The organism is Streptomyces sp. ISL-99 (genome assembly GCF_018614005.1).
In the GTDB taxonomy this organism is placed as follows: Bacteria; Actinomycetota; Actinomycetes; order Streptomycetales; family Streptomycetaceae; genus Streptomyces; species Streptomyces flavidovirens.
On the sequence record NZ_JAGGPC010000010.1, the window covers coordinates 41,529 to 60,040 of the forward strand.

At 68.6% G+C, this 18,512-nt stretch carries 15 protein-coding genes, 1 tRNA gene and 1 pseudogene; 10 read left to right on the plus strand and 7 right to left on the minus strand.

Annotated features, from left to right (window positions below; translation table 11 throughout):
* The first annotated feature begins 107 nt into the window (after positions 1-107).
* Positions 108-782, plus strand: coding sequence for a Crp/Fnr family transcriptional regulator (locus J7E91_RS05930; protein WP_014046869.1), 675 nt, complete (start codon positions 108-110; stop codon positions 780-782).
* Between the two features lie 123 nt (positions 783-905).
* Positions 906-1,451 carry a Uma2 family endonuclease gene (locus J7E91_RS05935; protein WP_214899744.1) on the plus strand — a complete coding sequence of 182 codons (546 nt, stop codon included), beginning with the start codon at positions 906-908 and terminating at the stop codon, positions 1,449-1,451.
* A 22-nt stretch (positions 1,452-1,473) separates the two neighbouring features.
* On the opposite strand, the gene J7E91_RS05940 is transcribed toward J7E91_RS05935, so the two are convergent.
* From J7E91_RS05940 to J7E91_RS05955, 4 genes are all read right to left on the minus strand, one after another.
* Entirely contained in the window at positions 1,474-2,304 is an 831-nt protein-coding gene (locus tag J7E91_RS05940; protein ID WP_214899745.1) for an MBL fold metallo-hydrolase, read from the minus strand.
* Positions 2,301-3,260 carry an NUDIX domain-containing protein gene (locus J7E91_RS05945; RefSeq protein WP_214899746.1) on the minus strand — a complete coding sequence of 320 codons (960 nt, stop codon included), beginning with the start codon at positions 3,258-3,260 and terminating at the stop codon, positions 2,301-2,303. The genes J7E91_RS05940 and J7E91_RS05945 overlap by 4 nt, the downstream gene beginning before the upstream one ends.
* An 89-nt stretch (positions 3,261-3,349) precedes the next feature.
* Positions 3,350-3,820, minus strand: coding sequence for a RidA family protein (locus J7E91_RS05950; protein WP_214899747.1), 471 nt, complete (start codon positions 3,818-3,820; stop codon positions 3,350-3,352).
* A complete protein-coding gene (locus J7E91_RS05955; protein WP_019355547.1) occupies positions 3,817-3,978 on the minus strand; it encodes a DUF4177 domain-containing protein in 162 nt (53 codons plus the stop codon). Before J7E91_RS05955 ends, J7E91_RS05950 begins: the two co-directional genes overlap by 4 nt.
* 70 nt (positions 3,979-4,048) lie before the next feature.
* On the opposite strand from J7E91_RS05955, the gene J7E91_RS05960 reads away from it, so the two are divergent.
* Positions 4,049-5,038: an ArsA-related P-loop ATPase gene (locus J7E91_RS05960; protein WP_214899748.1), complete on the plus strand. Its 990-nt coding sequence runs from the start codon at positions 4,049-4,051 to the stop codon at positions 5,036-5,038.
* Positions 5,035-6,375, plus strand: coding sequence for an ArsA family ATPase (locus tag J7E91_RS05965; protein WP_214899749.1), 1,341 nt, complete (start codon positions 5,035-5,037; stop codon positions 6,373-6,375). The genes J7E91_RS05960 and J7E91_RS05965 overlap by 4 nt, the downstream gene beginning before the upstream one ends.
* Here J7E91_RS05965 and J7E91_RS05970 read toward each other — a convergent pair.
* Positions 6,372-6,713: a WhiB family transcriptional regulator gene (locus J7E91_RS05970; RefSeq protein WP_028810436.1), complete on the minus strand. Its 342-nt coding sequence runs from the start codon at positions 6,711-6,713 to the stop codon at positions 6,372-6,374. The two genes, J7E91_RS05965 and J7E91_RS05970, sit on opposite strands and share 4 nt — an antisense overlap.
* A gap of 407 nt (positions 6,714-7,120) precedes the next feature.
* Here J7E91_RS05970 and J7E91_RS05975 point away from each other — a divergent pair, with 407 nt between their 5' ends.
* Positions 7,121-9,397 carry a transglycosylase domain-containing protein gene (locus tag J7E91_RS05975; RefSeq protein WP_214899751.1) on the plus strand — a complete coding sequence of 759 codons (2,277 nt, stop codon included), beginning with the start codon at positions 7,121-7,123 and terminating at the stop codon, positions 9,395-9,397.
* A gap of 112 nt (positions 9,398-9,509) precedes the next feature.
* On the opposite strand, the gene J7E91_RS05980 is transcribed toward J7E91_RS05975, so the two are convergent.
* Positions 9,510-9,974, minus strand: coding sequence for a GatB/YqeY domain-containing protein (locus tag J7E91_RS05980; RefSeq protein ID WP_214899753.1), 465 nt, complete (start codon positions 9,972-9,974; stop codon positions 9,510-9,512).
* Between the two features lie 76 nt (positions 9,975-10,050).
* Here J7E91_RS05980 and J7E91_RS05985 point away from each other — a divergent pair, with 76 nt between their 5' ends.
* The 5 genes from J7E91_RS05985 to J7E91_RS35700 all read left to right on the plus strand — a co-directional run bounded on the left by J7E91_RS05985 (position 10,051) and on the right by J7E91_RS35700 (position 18,230).
* Positions 10,051-11,001, plus strand: coding sequence for a metallophosphoesterase (locus J7E91_RS05985; protein ID WP_214899755.1), 951 nt, complete (start codon positions 10,051-10,053; stop codon positions 10,999-11,001).
* A 109-nt stretch (positions 11,002-11,110) separates the two neighbouring features.
* Positions 11,111-11,184: transfer RNA gene (locus J7E91_RS05990), tRNA-Pro, on the plus strand.
* A gap of 593 nt (positions 11,185-11,777) precedes the next feature.
* Positions 11,778-15,785: a WD40 repeat domain-containing protein gene (locus J7E91_RS05995; RefSeq protein WP_214899757.1), complete on the plus strand. Its 4,008-nt coding sequence runs from the start codon at positions 11,778-11,780 to the stop codon at positions 15,783-15,785.
* An 892-nt stretch (positions 15,786-16,677) separates the two neighbouring features.
* Positions 16,678-17,466, plus strand: coding sequence for a GntR family transcriptional regulator (locus tag J7E91_RS06000; protein WP_214899759.1), 789 nt, complete (start codon positions 16,678-16,680; stop codon positions 17,464-17,466).
* A 5-nt stretch (positions 17,467-17,471) separates the two neighbouring features.
* Complete coding sequence (locus J7E91_RS35700; RefSeq protein WP_308376088.1) at positions 17,472-18,230, plus strand: glycosyltransferase; 759 nt, start codon at positions 17,472-17,474, stop codon at positions 18,228-18,230.
* On the opposite strand, the pseudogene J7E91_RS35705 reads toward J7E91_RS35700, so the two are convergent.
* Positions 18,223-18,504 (minus strand): annotated as a pseudogene (locus J7E91_RS35705) (UTRA domain-containing protein); the annotation flags it as partial. The gene J7E91_RS35700 and the pseudogene J7E91_RS35705 overlap by 8 nt on opposite strands.
* Positions 18,505-18,512: the final 8 nt, after the last annotated feature.

An 18,512-nucleotide genomic window follows, 5' to 3' on the forward strand; every position in this document is an offset into this window, starting at 1 on the left:
GTCGGGTACGCCGGTACGTCAAACTTGTGATTGATCGCACTGTTTTACCGTCCGGCATCATGGTGACCACGGTTCCCGTGATGAGCAGGTCGACAAGGAGAGAACTCGTGGACGACGTTCTGCGGCGCGCCCCGCTCTTCGCGGCGCTCGATGACGAGCAGGCCGCGGAGCTCCGCGCCTCGATGAGTGAGGTGACGCTCGCTCGCGGCGACGCCCTCTTCCACGAGGGCGACCCCGGCGACCGCCTGTACGTGGTCACCGAGGGCAAGGTGAAGCTGCACCGCACCTCCCCCGACGGCCGCGAGAACATGCTGGCCGTGCTCGGTCCCGGCGAGCTCATCGGTGAGCTGTCGCTCTTCGACCCGGGCCCGCGCACCGCCACCGCGACCGCGCTGACGGAGGTCAAGCTGCTCGGCCTCGGCCACGGCGACCTCCAGCCCTGGCTGAACGCCCGCCCGGAGGTGGCCACGGCCCTCCTCCGAGCCGTCGCCCGCCGCCTGCGCAAGACCAACGACCAGATGTCCGACCTGGTCTTCTCCGACGTGCCGGGCCGTGTCGCCCGTGCGCTCCTCGACCTGTCGCGCCGCTTCGGCGTGCAGTCGGAGGAGGGCATTCACGTCGTGCACGACCTCACGCAGGAAGAGCTGGCCCAGCTGGTCGGCGCGTCCCGCGAGACGGTCAACAAGGCCCTCGCGGACTTCGCGGGCCGCGGCTGGCTGCGCCTGGAGGCGCGAGCCGTGATCCTGCTGGACGTCGAGCGCCTCGCGAAGCGCTCGCGCTAGTACGAGCCCGTACGACGCCGGAAGGGCCGCCCCTGGTGGGGTGGCCCTTCCGCGTTCCCGATCCTCTTGTCAGTGGTCGGGGCTATTCTGCGAATACGGTCGGTGACGAGCGAGGAGGCAGCTATGAGCGTCATGGACGACGTCCTGCGGCATGCGGCTGAGCAGATCGCCAAGGAGCACGAAGGCTTCAAGGTCGAGGTCGTGGGGGGCCGTGTCGTGATGACACCGCAGAGCAATGTGCAGAGCTGGACGATCAGGCGCGTACAGAATGCCGCTGACTCCGCGGGAATCAGCGAGGAGCGGATCATCTCCGACGTGCTGATCAAGTTCCCCGGCGACCCCGACCGTGTACCCGACGTGACGATCTTGGCTGAGGGCGCGAAAGAGCCTTACACGTACGAGGCCATACTGGCCGCCGTCGAAATCGTGTCCACCAAGGACGACGTAAACGACTACGAGATCAAGGTGCAGCAGTACGCCCGCTACGACGTGCCCATCTACTTGATCATCGACCCGTTCCGGGGCGAATGCACCCTGCTCACGGGGCCTAGGGGCAACGATTACGAGGCGCGCGAGTACTACACGTACGGCGAGACCGTCACCCTTCACCTCGAAGACGGGTCCACCGTCCCCATCCCCACCGATGAGTTCAAGCGCAAGGACGCCTGACCGGGCCCGCAGCACTCTCGTACTAGATCAGGCCGTGCTCCCGCAGGTACTCCAGCTGTGCCCGCACCGAGAGCTCCGCCGCCGGCCACAGTGACCGGTCCACGTCGGCGTACACGTGGGCGACGACCTCCGACGCGGTGGCGTAGCCGTTCTCGACGGCCGTCTCGACCTGCGCGAGCCGGTTCGCCCGGTGGGCCAGGTAGTACTCGACCGCGCCCTGCGCGTCTTCGAGGACCGGCCCGTGCCCCGGCAGCACGGTGCGCACCCCGTCGTCGACCGTCAGCGAACGCAGCCGCCGCAGCGAGTCGAGGTAGTCGCCGAGCCGTCCGTCCGGGTGCGCCACGACCGTCGTGCCGCGCCCGAGGACGGTGTCGCCCGTCAGTACGGCCTGGTCCGCGGGCAGGTGGAAGCAGAGCGAGTCGGCGGTGTGCCCCGGTGTCGGCACCACGCGAATCTCCAGGCCGCCGGTGGTGATGACGTCCCCCGCCGCGAGCCCCTCGCCCCCGAGCCGCAGCGCGGGGTCCAGGGCCCGTACGGACGTACGTGTCAACTCGGCGAATCGCGCCGCGCCCTCCGCGTGGTCGGGGTGCCCGTGCGTGAGGAGGGTCAGCGCGACCCGTTTGCCCGCCTCCTCCGCGGTGGCGATCACCGTCCGCAGGTGTACGTCGTCGAGCGGCCCCGGGTCGACGACGACCGCCAGCTCCGAGCCGGGCTCGGAGACGATCCAGGTGTTGGTGCCGTCGAGCGTCATCACGGAGGCGTTCGGGGCGAGGACGTTGACGGCGCGCGCGGTGGCGGGCCCGGACAGCACGCCACCACGGGGCTGCCCGGGAAGCGCGGCTGCGTCGGTCATGCGGTGCCTCCGGTGCTCTCTGTGCTGCCTGCGCTGCCTGTGCCGTCCGTGATCTCTGTGTCGTGCGTGCTCGCTGTGCCGTCCGGGCTCTTTGTCCGGCTTGTGCCCTCGATGCGCTTCGTGAACTCATCGTGGCCCGGCCAGCTCAGTACCAGCTCGTCGCCTTCCAGGCGCGCCTGCGCGAGTACCGGCGTCATGTCCTGGTCCGCCGCGCCCGCGAGCGCCTCGGCGGCCGTGGCGTACGGCTGGAGCGTGCGCAGCGTCGAAATCGTCGGCGGCATCATCAGCAGCTCGCCCTTGTCGTATCCCGCGGCGGCCTCCGCCGGACTGATCCACACCGTACGGTCCGCCTCCGTCGAGGCGTTACGGGTCCGCTGGCCGTTCGGCAGCGCGGCGACGAAGAACCACGTGTCGTACCGCTTCGGCTCGAACTCGGGAGTGATCCAGCGCGCCCACGCGCCCAGCAGGTCGGAGCGCAGCACCAGCGACCGCCGCTGGAGAAAGTCCGCGAAGGACAGCTCCCGCGCCACGAGGGCCCGCCGGTCCGCCTCCCAGTCGTCCCCCGTCGTGTCGCCGACCACGGTGCCGGCCGTCGGGCCCGCGAGCAGCACGCCTGCCTCCTCGTACGTCTCGCGCACCGCAGCGCACACGATGGCCTGCGCCGACGCGGCATCCACGCCCAGGCGCCGGGCCCACTCGTCGAGGGACGGCCCCGCCCACCCCACCTGGTGGTCGTCGTCGCGCGGGTCGACTCCGCCGCCCGGATACGCGTACGCGCCTCCGGCGAAGGCCATGGAGGCGCGTCTGCGCAGCATGTGCACGGCGGGGCCGCCGGCCGTGTCCCGCAGGAGCATGACGGTGGCGGCCCGCTTGGGGGACGCCACCGTGAGTTCACCACGAGCGAGGGCGCGGATCCGGTCCGGCCACTCGGGCGGGTACCACTGACCATTGGACATGGCCGGAGGCTATCCGCTCCCGGTTGGATGTTCGAGGGGACCTGCTGCCCCGGCGGAACGCCGGTCTTCAGGCAGACGTCAGACAGACATCAGGCAGACGTCAGCTCGACCTGGATCTCGATCTCGACCGGCGCGTCGAGCGGCAGCACCGTCACGCCCACCGCGCTGCGCGCGTGCACGCCCTTGTCACCGAGCACCGCGCCCAGCAGCTCGCTCGCGCCGTTGATCACGGCCGGCTGGCCGGTGAAGTCGGAGGCGGAGGCGACGAAGCCGACGACCTTCACGACACGCGCGATGCGGTCCAGGTCGCCCGTGACCGACTTGACGGCGGCCAGGGCGTTCAGCGCGCACGTACGCGCCAGGTTCTTCGCCTCTTCCGGCGTGACCTCCGCACCGACCTTGCCGGTGCACGGAAGCTTGCCGTCCACCATCGGGAGCTGGCCCGCGGTGTAGACGTACACGCCCGACTGGACGGCCGGCTGGTAGGCGGCGATCGGAGGAACGACCTCCGGAAGCACCAGGCCGAGCTCGGCGAGCTTCGCCTCGACAACACCGGTCATGCCTGCTTCTCCCGCTTCAGGTAGGCCACCAGCTGCTCGGGGTTGTTCGGCCCGGGCACGACCTGGACGAGCTCCCAGCCGTCCTCGCCCCAGGTGTCCAGAATCTGCTTGGTCGCGTGCACGAGAAGGGGCACGGTCGAGTATTCCCACTTGGTCATACGGCGACTGTAGTGCCTGCCACAGACACCTCCTGCGTAGCCCGGGCATCGACTGGTTAGGCTCAAAGACGTGAGCAGGCTCCAGGTCGTCAGCGGCAAGGGCGGTACCGGAAAGACCACGGTGGCCGCAGCACTCGCGCTCGCCCTCGCGACGGAGGGCAAACGCGCCCTCCTTGTGGAGGTCGAGGGCAGGCAGGGGATCGCGCAGCTCTTCGAGACGGAAGCACTTCCGTACGAGGAGAGAAAGATCGCGGTCGCACCGGGCGGCGGGGAGGTGTACGCCCTCGCGATAGACGCCGAACGCGCCCTTCTCGACTACCTCCAGATGTTCTACAAGCTCGGAGGAGCCGGCCGGGCGCTCAAAAAGCTCGGCGCGATCGACTTCGCGACCACCATCGCGCCGGGTCTCAGAGACGTGCTGCTGACCGGCAAGGCGTGCGAGGCGGTCCGCCGCCGGGACAAGCAGAACCGTTACGCGTACGACTACGTCGTGATGGACGCGCCGCCCACCGGCCGCATCACGCGCTTCCTCAACGTGAACGACGAGGTGGCGGGTCTGGCCAGGTTCGGCCCGATACACAACCAGGCCCAGGCCGTCATGCGCGTACTCAAGTCACCCGAGACGGCCGTCCACTTGGTGACGCTGCTGGAGGAGATGCCGGTCCAGGAGACCGCCGACGGCATCGCCGAGCTGCACGCCGCCGAGCTGCCCGTCGGCAACGTCATCGTGAACATGGTCCGCCCGCACCTCCTCGACGAGGACGCCCTGCGCACCGCGGCCGGCGAGCGGCGCGCCGCCGTCGCCAAGGCGCTCTCCCAGGCCGGTCTGGGCGGCGCGCGCCGCGGCGGCCTCGCCGAGCGCCTCGTGGACCCGCTCCTCGAACAGGCCGCGGAGCACGCGGAGCGCGTCGAGCTGGAGCGCGAGCAGCGCGCCGTACTGGCCCGGCTGGACCCGGCGACGTACGAACTGCCGCTGCTCGGCGAGGGCATGGACCTCGCGGGGCTCTACCGGCTGGCGAAGGAACTGAGGACCCGTATCGCCCCTGGGGGGACTACATGACCGTGAGTGCCACGGACAGCAGCATGGACGCGACACCCACCCTGGACATCGACCCACTGCTCGACGACCCGGCCACGCGCATCATCGTGTGCTGCGGCGCGGGCGGGGTCGGCAAGACGACGACCGCGGCGGCCCTGGGTGTACGGGCGGCCGAGCGCGGCCGCAAGGTCGTCGTCCTCACCATCGACCCGGCCCGCCGGCTGGCGCAGTCCATGGGCATCGACGAGCTCGACAACACCCCGCGCCGGGTGAAGGGCATAGACGAGTCGGCCGGCGGTGAGCTGTCCGCGATGATGCTCGACATGAAGCGGACCTTCGACGAGATCGTCGAGGCGCACGCGGACGGCGAGCGGGCCCGCGCGATCCTGGAGAACCCCTTCTACCAGTCCCTGTCGGCCGGTTTCGCGGGCACGCAGGAGTACATGGCGATGGAGAAGCTGGGCCAGCTGCGGGCCCGCGACGAGTGGGACCTGATCATCGTCGACACCCCGCCGAGCCGGTCCGCGCTGGACTTCCTCGACGCGCCGAAGCGGCTCGGGTCGTTCCTGGACGGCAAGTTCATCCGGGTACTGATGGCGCCCGCGAAGGTGGGCGGCCGGGCCGGGATGAAGTTCCTCAATGTCGGCATGTCGATGATGACGGGCACCCTGAGCAAACTGATGGGGGGCCAGCTGCTGCGCGACGTACAGACGTTCGTGGCCGCGATGGACACCATGTTCGGCGGCTTCCGCACGCGGGCGGACGCGACGTACCGGCTGCTCCAGGCGCCCGGTACGGCGTTCCTGGTGGTCGCCGCACCGGAGCGGGACGCCCTGCGCGAGGCCGCGTACTTCGTCGAGCGGCTGGCGGCGGAGGAGATGCCGTTCGCCGGGCTCGTACTCAACCGGGTCCACGGCAGCGGCGCCCCTCAGCTCTCGGCCGAGCGGGCCCTTGCCGCCGCAGAAAATCTTGACGAGGGCGGCATTGTGGATCAGGAGGCCGGGCATGCTGGAGTTCGTGACTCCTCGGCCACCTCTCCCGAAGCTGACCCCGCACCGGACGACACCTCAGAGAGCGAGAGCGGCACCCGCGCCACTCACTCCGTCGAGCAGTTGACCGCTGGCCTGCTGCGCCTGCACGCCGAACGCATGCACGTACTCGCGCGTGAACAGCGAACGCGCGACCGCTTCACCGCACTCCACCCCGAGGTGGCGGTGGCCGAAGTCGCCGCCCTGCCGGGCGATGTGCACGACCTCACAGGGCTTCGGGCCATCGCTGACCGGCTCGCCGCGGGTGACGCCGTCGAGCCCGGCGCCACGCCCGACGAGTTCGCCCGGTCGGACCAGCCCGTGGGCTAGCCCACAGCCGCGTACTCGATGTACGCCCCGGTCTCGTCGTCCTCGGGCAAAATGCCCGTGCTGCGCTCGTACTCAGTACGGGCGGTCTCAAGGAGCCTGCGCCAGGAGGTGACGGTGGGGCGCCGGCGCAGAAGTGCGCGCCGCTCCCGCTCCGTCATGCCGCCCCACACGCCGAACTCGACGCGGTTGTCCAGCGCGTCGGCCAGGCACTCGGTCCGCACCGGACATCCGGTGCACACCGCCTTCGCCCTGTTCTGCGCTGCTCCTTGTACGAACAGTTCATCCGGATCGGTAGTGCGGCAGGCTGCCTGCGCACTCCAGTCGGTTACCCAGCCCATACCGGCGCCGTCCTCTCCCGAATCGAGGCTCCCCCACGGCGGCAGCGGCATATTCACCGCTGCCAGTTGAGGACGTTACGGAAGGTGGGCACAGCGCAACACCCCCTTCGGGCCCAATCTTGAATGGCCCGAACGGACTATGCGTAAGCGACAGATCACCCGACGGAGTGAGGCGGGGGTATACGTAACCAACCCGGCAAAGCAGGGCAGTTCGGCAAGGTCACAACGGAAACCCGGTGACGCATGAGGCGCATTCGGGCATGCCTCTGCCAGATCTTCAAGACGGGGGGATTTGACGCGGGGGGTGTCAGAGGACTTGATGCGAAAGCGCACTGCTGTGACAGTTGAGAGCAGCTTAGGCCAAGGCATATACGCGTGTCCGGCGAATGAGAACGTAGGCTGCCCCCATGCCAAAGAAGCGCTCGGGCGGGGGTCTCACCAAGGCCCAGCAGGCCGCCAAATTCCTCGGTGTCGCCGCGCTCTCCGGAGCTGTGCTGGCGGGCATCGCACTGCCGGCAGCCGGAGCGCTGGGCCTCGCGGCCAAGGGAACGGTCGAGGGATTCGACGAGATCCCCGCGAACCTCAAGACGCCGCCGCTCAGCCAGCGCACCACCATCCTCGACGCGCAGAACGATCCCATCGCCACGGTCTACTCGCGTGACCGCACCGTCGTGGACCTGAAGGACATCTCCCCGTACATGCAGAAGGCGATCGTCGCGATCGAGGACGCGCGCTTCTACGAGCACGGGGCGATCGACCTCAAGGGGATCCTGCGCGCGGCCAATCGCAACGCCCAGACGGGCGGCGTGACGCAAGGCGCGTCGACCCTCACGCAGCAGTACGTCAAGAACGTCTTCGTGGAGGAGGCCGGCGACGATCCCACCAAGGTCGCCCAGGCCACCCAGCAGACGCTCGGCCGCAAGGTGCGCGAACTGAAGTACGCGATCCAGGTCGAGGAGGAGCTGGGCAAGAAGAAGATCCTGGAGAACTACCTCAACATCACTTTCTTCGGGCAGCAGGCGTACGGCATCGAGTCCGCGTCCAAGCGCTACTTCAGCAAGTCCGCCAAGGACCTCAAGCTGGAGGAGGCCGCGCTGCTGGCCGGCATCGTGCAGTCGCCGAGCCGCTACGACCCCGTCAACGACGCCGAAGAGGCGACCAAGCGGCGCAACACCGTGCTCCAGCGCATGGCCGACGTCCGCGACGTGTCGCAGGCGGAGGCGAACCGGGCGAAGGCCACCCCGATCAAGCTGAACGTCAGCAGGCCGAAGAACGGCTGCATCACGGCCGTCACCGGTGCGGGCTTCTTCTGCGACTACGTGCGCGAGGTCTTCCTGTCCGACCCTGTCTTCGGGAAGACGAAGGAGGAGCGGGCCAAGGTCTGGAACCGGGGCGGCCTGAAGATCCGTACGACGCTGGACCCGCAGGCACAGGAGTCGGTGCAGGCGTCGATCAAGGACCACGTCTACCAGTCCGACAAGGTCGCCACGGCGGTGACGCTGGTCGAGCCCGGCACCGGCAAGGTCCTCGCGATGGGCCAGTCCAGGCCGTACGGCTTCAAGAGCGACGAGACGACGATCAACTTCTCCGCCGACAAGAAGATGGGCGGATCGGCGTACGGCTTCCCGACCGGTTCGACCTTCAAGCCGTTCGTGGCGGCCGCGGCCATAGAGCAGGGCATTCCGGCGACGAAGACGTACTCGGCGCCGTACGACATGCCGTACCCGAGCCCCGTGCAGACGTGCGGCAAGCCCTGGGTCAACATGGGCGACACGGTCGAGAACGAGAACGAGCAGGAAGTCGGGCCGTACGCCATGAAGGAGGCCATGGCGAAGTCGGTCAACACCTACTTCGTCCAGATGATCTCCGATATCGGCATCTGCCCGGTGACGACGATGGCCGGCAAGCTCGGCGTCATCCAGGCCGACGGGCAGAAGCTGAAGGAAGTGCCCGCGATCTCGCTGGGTACGGAGGGCATGTCGCCGCTGACGATGGCGAACGCGTACGCGACCTTCGCCAACCGCGGCACGTACTGCTCGCCGGTCTTCATCGAGTCGGTCACCACCGCGCAGGGCAAGAGCCTGCCGGTGCCCAAGTCGACCTGCTCGCGGGCGATGTCCGAGAGGACAGCCGACACGATCAACACGCTGCTCAAGGGCGTGGTCGACTCCGGTACGGGTCAGCGGGCGGGGCTCACGAGCCGCGACAACGCGGGTAAGACGGGTACGACGGACGGCCGCCACAACGCCTGGTTCGTCGGGTACACGCCGAACCTGGCCGGCGCTGTCTGGGTCGGCGCGGCCGGGTCCAAGCAGATCCCGATGGTGGACATCACCATCGGCGGCGTCTACCACGACAAGGTCTTCGGTGGTGAGGTTCCGGGTCCGATCTGGAAGGACGCGATGAGCGGCGCGCTGGACGGCAAGCCTGCGCCCGGCTTCAACACCGTGCACATCCCGGAGCACAACAAGGACAAGGGCAAGCGCGACCGCGACAAGGGCGACGACGACGGGGACAGCGACGGGGGCGGCGACCACGACGACGGCAAGCCCGGCGACGGCGGCGGGGGTGGCGGGGGCGACCCCTGGCCGGGCATCTCCATCCCGCCGGACCTGATCGGCGGCGGCAACGGAAACGGGAACGGCAACGGCAACGGCGGTGGCCGCGGCGGGAACGGGCCGTAGGCGCGCGTTGCCCGCTCTGTTACGGCGAAGGGGCGCCCGGTGGTTTTCCCACCGGGCGCCCCTTCGCCGTCTCTCGCGTACGGACTCCTCAGCCCGCTCCTCGGCCCGCTCCTCAGCCCGCCAGGAGCTTCTTCACCGTGGCGGCCACGCGGCCGCCCTCGGCGCGGCCCGCCACCTTCGGGTTGACGATCTTCATGACGGCGCCCATCGCGCGCGGCCCCTCGGCGCCCGCGGCCTTCGCCTCTTCGACGGCCTGCCCGACGATCGCGTTCAGCTCGTCGTCGCTCAGCTGCTGCGGCAGGTACGCGTCAAGAATCGCGCCCTCCGCCTTCTCCCGCTCGGCCGACTCGGTCCGGCCGCCCTGGGCGAAGGCCTCCGCCGCCTCGCGGCGCTTCTTCGCCTCCTTGGCGATCACCTTCTGCACCTCGTCGTCGGAGAGCTCGCGCGCCGTCTTGCCGCCGACCTCCTCCTTGGTGATCGCGGTGAGGGTCAGCCGGAGCGTGGACGAGGTCAGCTCGTCACGCGCCCTGATGGCGGCGGTGAGGTCTTCCTTGAGCTTGGACTTGAGCGTGGTCATGGGGCAAGTGTGGCAGGTACGCACCCACGGACGCCCGCCGATTTCGTGCGCCGTCGCTGTCTGCGACGATGGGCGCATGCGCGCACGTTACGGGGTACCCCTGAAAGTCACCGCAGGAATCACGGCTGTTGGCGTGGCCGGCCTCGCCTACGCCGCCGGCTTCGAGGCGCGGTCCTTCCGGCTCCGGCGCGTGAGCGTGCCCGTACTGCCACCGGGGGCACGCCCCCTGCGCGTACTCCAGGTCTCGGACATCCACATGGTCGGCGGGCAGCGCAAGAAGCAGCGCTGGCTGCAGTCGCTGGCCGGCCTGCGCCCCGACTTCGTCGTCAACACGGGCGACAACCTCTCCGACCCGGACGGTGTGCCGGAGGTGCTGGACGCGCTCGGCCCGCTGATGGAGTTCCCGGGCGTGTACGTCTTCGGCTCGAACGACTACTACGGCCCCAAGCTCCGCAACCCGGCCCGCTACCTCCTGGAGAAGGCGCAGGGCAAGCACGGCCTGAACGGCAACCCGCCGGCCGTCGGCGTCGTACACAACCCGTGGGAGCGGCTGCGCGACGGCTTCGACGCGGCGGGCTGGGTGAACCTCACCAACACCCGGGGCCGGCTCAAGCTCGGCGGACTCGACGGCATGGAGATCGCCTTCACCGGCCTCGACGACCCGCACATCAAGCGGGACAGGTACGCCGAGGTCGCGGGCGGCCCGGACCTCTCGGCCGACTTCTCCATCGGCGTCGTCCACGCCCCGTACCTGCGCACGCTCGACGCCTTCACCTCGGACGGCTACCCGCTGGTCCTGGCCGGCCACACGCACGGCGGCCAGCTGTGCGTCCCCTTCTACGGGGCGCTGGTCACCAACTGTGACATCGACACGGACCGGGCCAAGGGCCTCTCCACCCACTCCGCGGACGGCCGCCGCTCGTACCTCCACGTCTCAGCGGGCTGCGGCACCAACCGCTACACTCCGGTCCGCTTCGCCTGCCCCCCGGAGGCGACGCTGCTGACCCTGGCACCCCGCAACCGCTGACGGCGCCCCGCGCCCGCCCCCGCCGACCTGCGGGCCCGCGAAAACCGGATTTCGCCTCCGGCCGCGAGTCCGCTAAAGTAATCGATGTCGCCGCGACGCGCGCGACAATCGGGGTGTAGCGCAGCTTGGCAGCGCGCTTCGTTCGGGACGAAGAGGTCGTGGGTTCAAATCCCGCCACCCCGACAGCTGAAACACCAGGTCAGGCCCGGTTTCCGGAAACGGAAACCGGGCCTGCTGCGTTCTCCGAGGCGTCCTCGGGAGTCAGCGGGGAGTGGATCATGGAGATCTCAATCCCGGGGAGTGGCGGAGAAGTCCGGCTGCGGAGTGCACGGTGCGCCGCCAGGTCCACGGCGGCTCCATCCCATGTCAGAAGCGCGCAGAACTGCAGCCGTGAGCAATCTGGGTTCGCTGCCGGTGCCGGACAACCACGTACCGGCCTGGACGCCCATCACCGCCCGCGTCTTTGGGTACCGGTACCCAAAGACGCGGGCGGTGTCGATCCGCGCCGCATCGGCGTCTCGGCGCGTGTCGTGGACCGTCTAGTCACTCCGGCGGAAACCAGCCGAGAACAATGCGGCGTCATGAGTCGCCTCTACCCGAGCACCGAGCTGGTGGCCTGCTCTAACGCTGCGCGGTTAGTTCGCTACTGCGTCGCGATCCTGCCAGCTTCACCTTTTGCCGAGGAGGGCCCAGCCTCATCCGGATCACTTAGCCGCAGGTCAGCCATATAAAGTGCGTTTTCCGGTCCGGATATCCAGGTGCGGCGGAAGTAAGGGGTGGAGACCTTGAGTGCCGACTCAGGGCCACGCACAGCCTTCGCGGAACGTCTCGCGCTGCTGTACAGAGAGGCCGGTAATCCTCCCCTCAAGCGCGTGGCCGAGGCGGTCGCCCGACTTCAGCGGGTCGACGAACGAGGGCGGCCCGTGCGGGTGTCCGCACAGCGGATCAGCGACTGGCGACGGGCAAAGAACGCGCCCGCGCAGTTCGCCGCCCTCGCAGCGGTGCTGCGCGTCCTGATCCCCGACGCGCGGCGCCTACGGCCCGTGCCGGTATCCACGGGCCTGTATGACCTGGCCCAGTGGCAGCTCCTATGGGAGCGCGCCGTAGCCGACTCGGTCAGCGACCGCGCCGCGACATCTGAGGAAGACGAGGAAGGACATCCGGACGAAGTCTCGATCGTCCCTGGGGTGTGCCCTTACCGGGGACTGGCTTCGTATCGTCAGCAAGACGCCCATTGGTTCTTCGGCCGAGAGCGGAGCACAGATGCCCTCGTTGCCCAGCTCCGCGCAGCGGAGATGACGGGTGGCTTGGTCATGCTCGTGGGCGCCTCGGGGGCGGGTAAGTCCTCCCTGCTGAACGCCGGTTTGGTGCCCGCATTGCAGAACGGCGCACTGGACGACGAGAACAGCCAGGCAGGCAAGGTACTGCAGCTCGTACCTGGAGGTGATCCTCTCGCGGAGCTGACCCGCCGGATTCCTGAGCTCGCCCGTGTGATCTCTGCTGCGGCGCAACCGGCGGCGGAGGAGCCCGGCACACCGCAGTTCGCTCACGCGGTGCGGGAGTCCGTCACGGCGTGGGCGCAGCGCGAGACATCCTCCGCCGCCCGTCCGGTCGTCATCGTGGATCAGTTCGAGGAGGCGTTCACCCTCTGCTCCGACGAGGCGAACACGCGCACTTTCATCCAGCTCCTCCACGCTGCGTGCTCGCCCACCGACGCCGATGGCCCAGCCCCCGTGCTCGTAGTCCTCGGCATACGCGCCGACTTCTACGAGCAGTGCCTCAGGTATCCCGAACTGGCCGACGCGCTGCAGCACCGACACATGGTGCTCGGGCCGCTGACCACCACGGAGTTGCGCGACGCGGTGACCGGCCCGGCCAAGGCCGCCGGCCTGGAGCTCGAACCAGGCCTTGCGGAGTTGATCATCCAGGAAGTGAGCACTGGCGGACCCCGCGGTGCGCACGACGCGGGAGTGTTGCCGCTCCTCTCCCACGCCCTGCTCGCCACCTGGCAGCGGCGGAAGACGGGAAAGCTGACGCTGTCCGGCTACCGCGCGGCGGGCGGAATCCAGGGGGCAGTGGCAGCGACCGCCGAGCGTGCATGGTCCGGCCTTGACCCAACAGCCCGCACGGCCGCGAGACTTCTCCTCCTCAGGCTGGTCCGGCTGGGCGAAGACACCCCGGCCACCCGTAGGCGGGGGACGCGACGCCAGCTGGCGGAGGAGTCGACTGACCCCGACAAGACGGAGGAATCGCTCGAAGCCCTGGTCCGCGCCCGGTTGGTGACACTCGGCGCGGAGACCGTGGAGATCACGCATGAAGCGCTGCTTCACGCCTGGCCACGGCTGCGCGCCTGGATCGACGAGGACAGGAACGACAACCTGCTGCGCCAGCGGTTGGAGGAGGACGGCAGGGCCTGGGAGGACTCCGACCGCGATACGTCACTGCTGTACCGGGGCTCCCGTCTGGAGCAGGCCCGTACCTGGGCAAAATCGGCTGGTGACACCTTTCTGACCCGGGGCGCCGTGGAATTCCTGGCTGCTTCGGCCAGGCTGCGTAAGCGCACAGTCTGGATCAGCCGCAGTGCGGTGGCGGCCCTGGTCGTCCTGGCGATGCTGGCTGTCGGTGCTGCGGTGGTCGCGTGGCAGCAGCGGGACGATGCGTTGTTCGAGCAAGTGGTCGCCGAAGCCGATCGCGCCCACTACACGGATCCATCGATGTCCGCTCAACTCAGCCTGGTGGCACACCGCTTGCGACCGGACGACGAGGACACGAAGAATCGGTTGGTCTCGATAGTGAACGCGCCACTGGCCACGCCGCTTCTTGGTCACACCGGCGCCGTCTACCTCACCTCATTCAGCCCGAACGGACGGATCCTGGCCACCGCCAGCTACGACCGGACCGTTCGGCTGTGGGACGTGAAAGACCCGACTCGCCCCAAACGCCTGGGCAAACCCCTCACTGGTCACACGAGTTGGGTGAGCAGCGCGGTCTTCAGCCCCGACGGCAGCACCCTCGCCACCGCTTCGGACGACGGCACGATCGGGCTGTGGAACGTTCGGGATCCCAGCCACCCACGTCCGTTGGGCTCGCCCGTGACCGGCCATGGAGGCGCCATCTATCTCGTCGCCTTCAGTCCGGACGGACGCACTCTGGCCTCCGCCAGTGAGGACCACACCGTTCGCCTGTGGAACGTGGACGACCCGAGCCGGCCGAAGGCGCTCGGTGCGTTGACCGGCCACACCGCCGCCGTGCGCTCCGTGGCCTTCAGCCCCGACGGCCGCACGCTGGCGGCCGGTGGTGACAACGGCACGATCAGGCTGTGGGACACGACCGACCCACGACATCCGAAGCCGATCGACAAGGTGCTGACCGGCCACACGAGCACGGTGCACTCCGTGGCCTTCAATCCCGACGGCCGCACTCTCGCCAGTGGCGGCTCGGACGAGACCATCCGGCTCTGGAACGTGACCGCCCCGCGCCACACGAAACCGCTCGGCGCACCGCTAACCGGCCACACCGGCCCCGTGTGGTCCGTGGCCTTCAACCCCGACGGAACCATGCTCGCGGCCGCCAGCGCAGACAGCACGGCGAGGCTGTGGAATGTCAGTGATCCGGCCCATCCATCTCAGGTCGGCGAGCCTCTCGCAGGCAGTAGCGGTGAGATGTACGCCCTCGGCTTCAGCCCCGATGGGCGAACGCTCGCCACCGGAAGCGGCGACAACAAAGTCCGACTGTGGTCGATACCGACGTCGGACATGATCGGCCGAATCGGAGCGTTCCGCCCCGATGGGAAGGTGCTCGCCACGGCCGCGCGCGACGACAAGGTTCGGCTGTGGAGCGTGGAGCGCCCCACCCGGCCCGTATCACTGAGCAAGCCGTTCATGCCTGGGAAGGGGGACGTGCGTTCGCTGGTGTTCTCTCCCGACGGCCACACGCTCGCGGTACTGACGGCAAACCGCGCAGTGCAGCTGTGGGACGTCACCGACCCGGCTCGCCCCGCCCCCTACGGGCCGTCCGTCGAACTGCGGACACGATTCGCGGCCGCGCTCGCCTTCAGCCCGGACGGGCGCACGCTGGCCACCGCCTACACCGAGCGCACCATCCAACTGTGGGACGTCAGCGCCCCGTCCCGCCCCCTTCCGCTCGGCGCACCGCTCGCCGGCCACAAGGGCTACGTCAACTCCCTCGTCTTCAGCACGGATGGACGAGCTCTCGCCAGTGGCAGCGCGGACAACACCATCCGGCTCTGGAACGTGACCAACCCACGTCATGCCACCCGACTCGGCACGCCTCTAACGGGGCACCTCGGTCCCATCAACACACTCGCCTACAGCCCGGATGGCCGGACATTGGCCAGCGGCAGCGACGACGGCACGGTCCGGATCTGGAACGTATCCGACCCCCTCAAGGCTGCCCGGTTGGGCTCTCCCCTCACGGGCCACACCGACGCGATTGTGTCGCTGACGTTCAGCTGGGACGGCCGCACCCTGGCAAGTGGCGGCAACGACAACACAGTCCGGATCTGGGACGTCGCCCACCCCTCCAGGACCGCTCCCATCGGGCAATCGATGAGCCCCAACGCCAAGACAGGCAATTTCTTGTCGTTCAGTCCGCAAAGCCACATGCTCGGAGTGTCCAGCGGCACCGATACCGTCCGGCTGTGGAACCTGGACACCGACGAGGCAATTCGTCACATTTGCTTGACCACTCGGGGCGTTCTGACGCCGGAAAGATGGCGCGAATATCTACCCCGTCTCTCGTACGCACCTCCGTGCGACGAGTAACGGGGACGAGGCTCAGCCAATGGCGTGTTCCCGAGAGTCTGGCGGGATTCCTCCGGTTGGCTCTGCAGCATCCTTGACCCGGCACTTCGCTCCCTGCGGACCGCGTCACGTGATCTCGATCACAACCGCCCATTTCGGCCGGGAAGTCGACTCCCGCCGCACAGGTAGCGTTGTTACTGTTGGCTGCAGCCCGATCGCTGGTGCATCCCCCGTCGCCAGCGGTCGGGCGCTTCCGTGATCCCGCCGTCCGGTGGTTGCCGTGGGCTCACCCAAAACAGGGCATCAAATTGCAAGGTTCTTTCGATACGGCGGAGCAGGTAGCCCGGATTAAGGCAATAGACCTCTTCTCCTCACCTGACATCGCAATAACACAGAAAAGGCCCGGTCCGCTTGTTAGTGGACCGGGCCTGATTACTGCTCGGGTAACTGATCTGGAGCTTCAAGACATTCTGACTGCGGGAGGGGGCTACCGATCAGCTCTGAGCAGCCCCTCAAGCGCAGCAACCGGCGAGCACGGAGACATACGTCTCCGCTCGGCCGGAGGAAACCCGTACGCCGCCAGTGCGCTGCGGTCTCGCCCTGGACGCCGCCACAGATGTATCCGAGTCCGCGCGGTGGTCGGCGGCCGGCTGAGCAGGCGCCGTCGGAGCGACGGCGCCGAGGACCGAATGCGCTGTCCTTTCAGGCACGCTGTGGGGTTCTCAAGGGACGAATGCGGCCTTCGTACTCACCCCGCGGGCTTTCCTCCGGGCATTTCAGCCCCTAAAGAGGTCAGGTCCTCAAGACCTCCTTATGAGTTGAGGAGGTCCATGACGTGGAACTCCTCCACTCGTCAAGACCTCTTGAGGAGTCGTAGGCTGGCCTCGTCCCTCGACTGGAACGGTGAGACCACATGGCCAAGGCGTACGAGCAGATCGCCGACAAGCTGCGAGAGGCCATCCGCGCAGGTCAGCTCGCACCGGGCGACCGACTTCCCGCCGAGACGGACCTCGTCAAGGAGCACCGGCGGAGCCTGCCGACAGTGCGGGAAGCCCTCCGCCTCCTCCAAGACGAGGGCCTGATCGAGAAGCAGCACGGCCGCGGCAACTTCGTCCGTCGGCCCCGCACTCCCGTACTCCGCACGAACATGCGGCATCAGTGGGAGAAGAAGCGCGCGCGCGAGCCCGAGCAGAAGCGCTCGCAGACGGGCGCTACGGAGCACGACACCGGCCTACAGGTGAACGACCTCGTCTTCCAGGCCCGCTACGGCGAGGCCAAGGCGGACAAGTCCTTGGCCGAAGGCTTCGGCATCCCTGAGGGCGCGGCCCTGGTTGAGCGGATCTACCGGACGTGGTACGCGGCGGAAACCGCCCCCTTCGCCCTCGTGAGTTCCTATCTGGTCCGCGACATGGTCGCCGAGAACCCTGACCTCCTGGACGAGACCAAGGAGCCGTGGCCCGGCGGCACACAAAACCAGCTCCTGACGCTCGGCATCGAGCTGGACCGCATCGAGGAGCGCATCAACTCCCGCCCGCCGACTCCGGAAGAGGCCGAGGAGCTGGAGCTACCGCCGGGGACGTCGGTCATCCTCCTTCGCAAGATCTCGTACGACACCCAAAACCGCGCCGTGGAGATCTCCGACGTCACGCTGCCGGGCGACCGCACGGAAATGCTCTTCACCACTCCCCTGGAAAGGTGGTGAGTGCCGTGAGCCGGCGCATCATCATCGTCACCGCCGTTCACGCCCCGTCGGCCCACTTCCTGCCGGACGCGTACAAGTCGATCTGCGAGCAGGAACTCCCCGACGGCTGGGAGTGGCACTGGCTGATCCAGGAGGACGGCAAGACCGACCAGGTCGCGCCCTACGTTCCAGAGGACGAGCGCGTGAGCTTCCGGCAGGGACGGCCGGGCGGACCGGGCGTCGCCCGCATGATGGCCATGGCCCATGCGGACGGCGAGTACGTCAAGGTCCTGGACGCCGATGACCAGTTGGCGCCTGGCGCCTTGGCGCGAGACCTGGCCGCACTCGAAGGCGACTCCACGATCGGTTGGGCGACGTCCCGCGTGCTCGACTTCCTGCCGGACGGCTCGACCGCAGGCTTCCCGGGCGACCCGGAGGCCGGCCCGATCGAGCGGGGCGAAGTCCTGGAGTACTGGAAGGCGAATGGTTTCCGCGCGCAGGTCCACCCCGCGACGCTGTTCATGCGCCGGGACCTGCTCCTCGCTCTAGGCGGCTGGATGGCCCTGCCGGCCTCCGAGGACACCGGGATGCTGATGGCGCTGAATGCCACGAGTCGCGGCTGGTTCTCGCCGGAGGTCGGCCTTCTCTACCGCAAGTGGCCTGGGCAGGCGACCAGTCAGCCGTCCCACACAGAAGCGACCGAGCGGGACGCCCGCATGGCGGTCGTCCAGGCGCGGGCGGAGAAGCTGGCGGAGTTCGGTTGGCGCTATCCGGCTGACGACTGACCAGAACCTCACAGACGACTTCGCAGAGGGCGGCCGGCACGACGATGTCCGCCGTTTCGACCAGGCGCCCTTCGCTGCTGTAGTAGGTCCGCTGGATACGTGTGACGAGCGCGCCGCGCTGAACGCCGAGGAGGGCTGCCTCCTCGGCGTCCGCGGGTCCGGGCTCCGGCCGTTCCTCTGCACGACTAACGGTGATGCCGATTTCGGCCATGCGGCGCACCACGCCCATCCCGGCGTATGGGCCGCCCTCAGACACAACTGCAAGCGTCCGGGCCTCCTCGC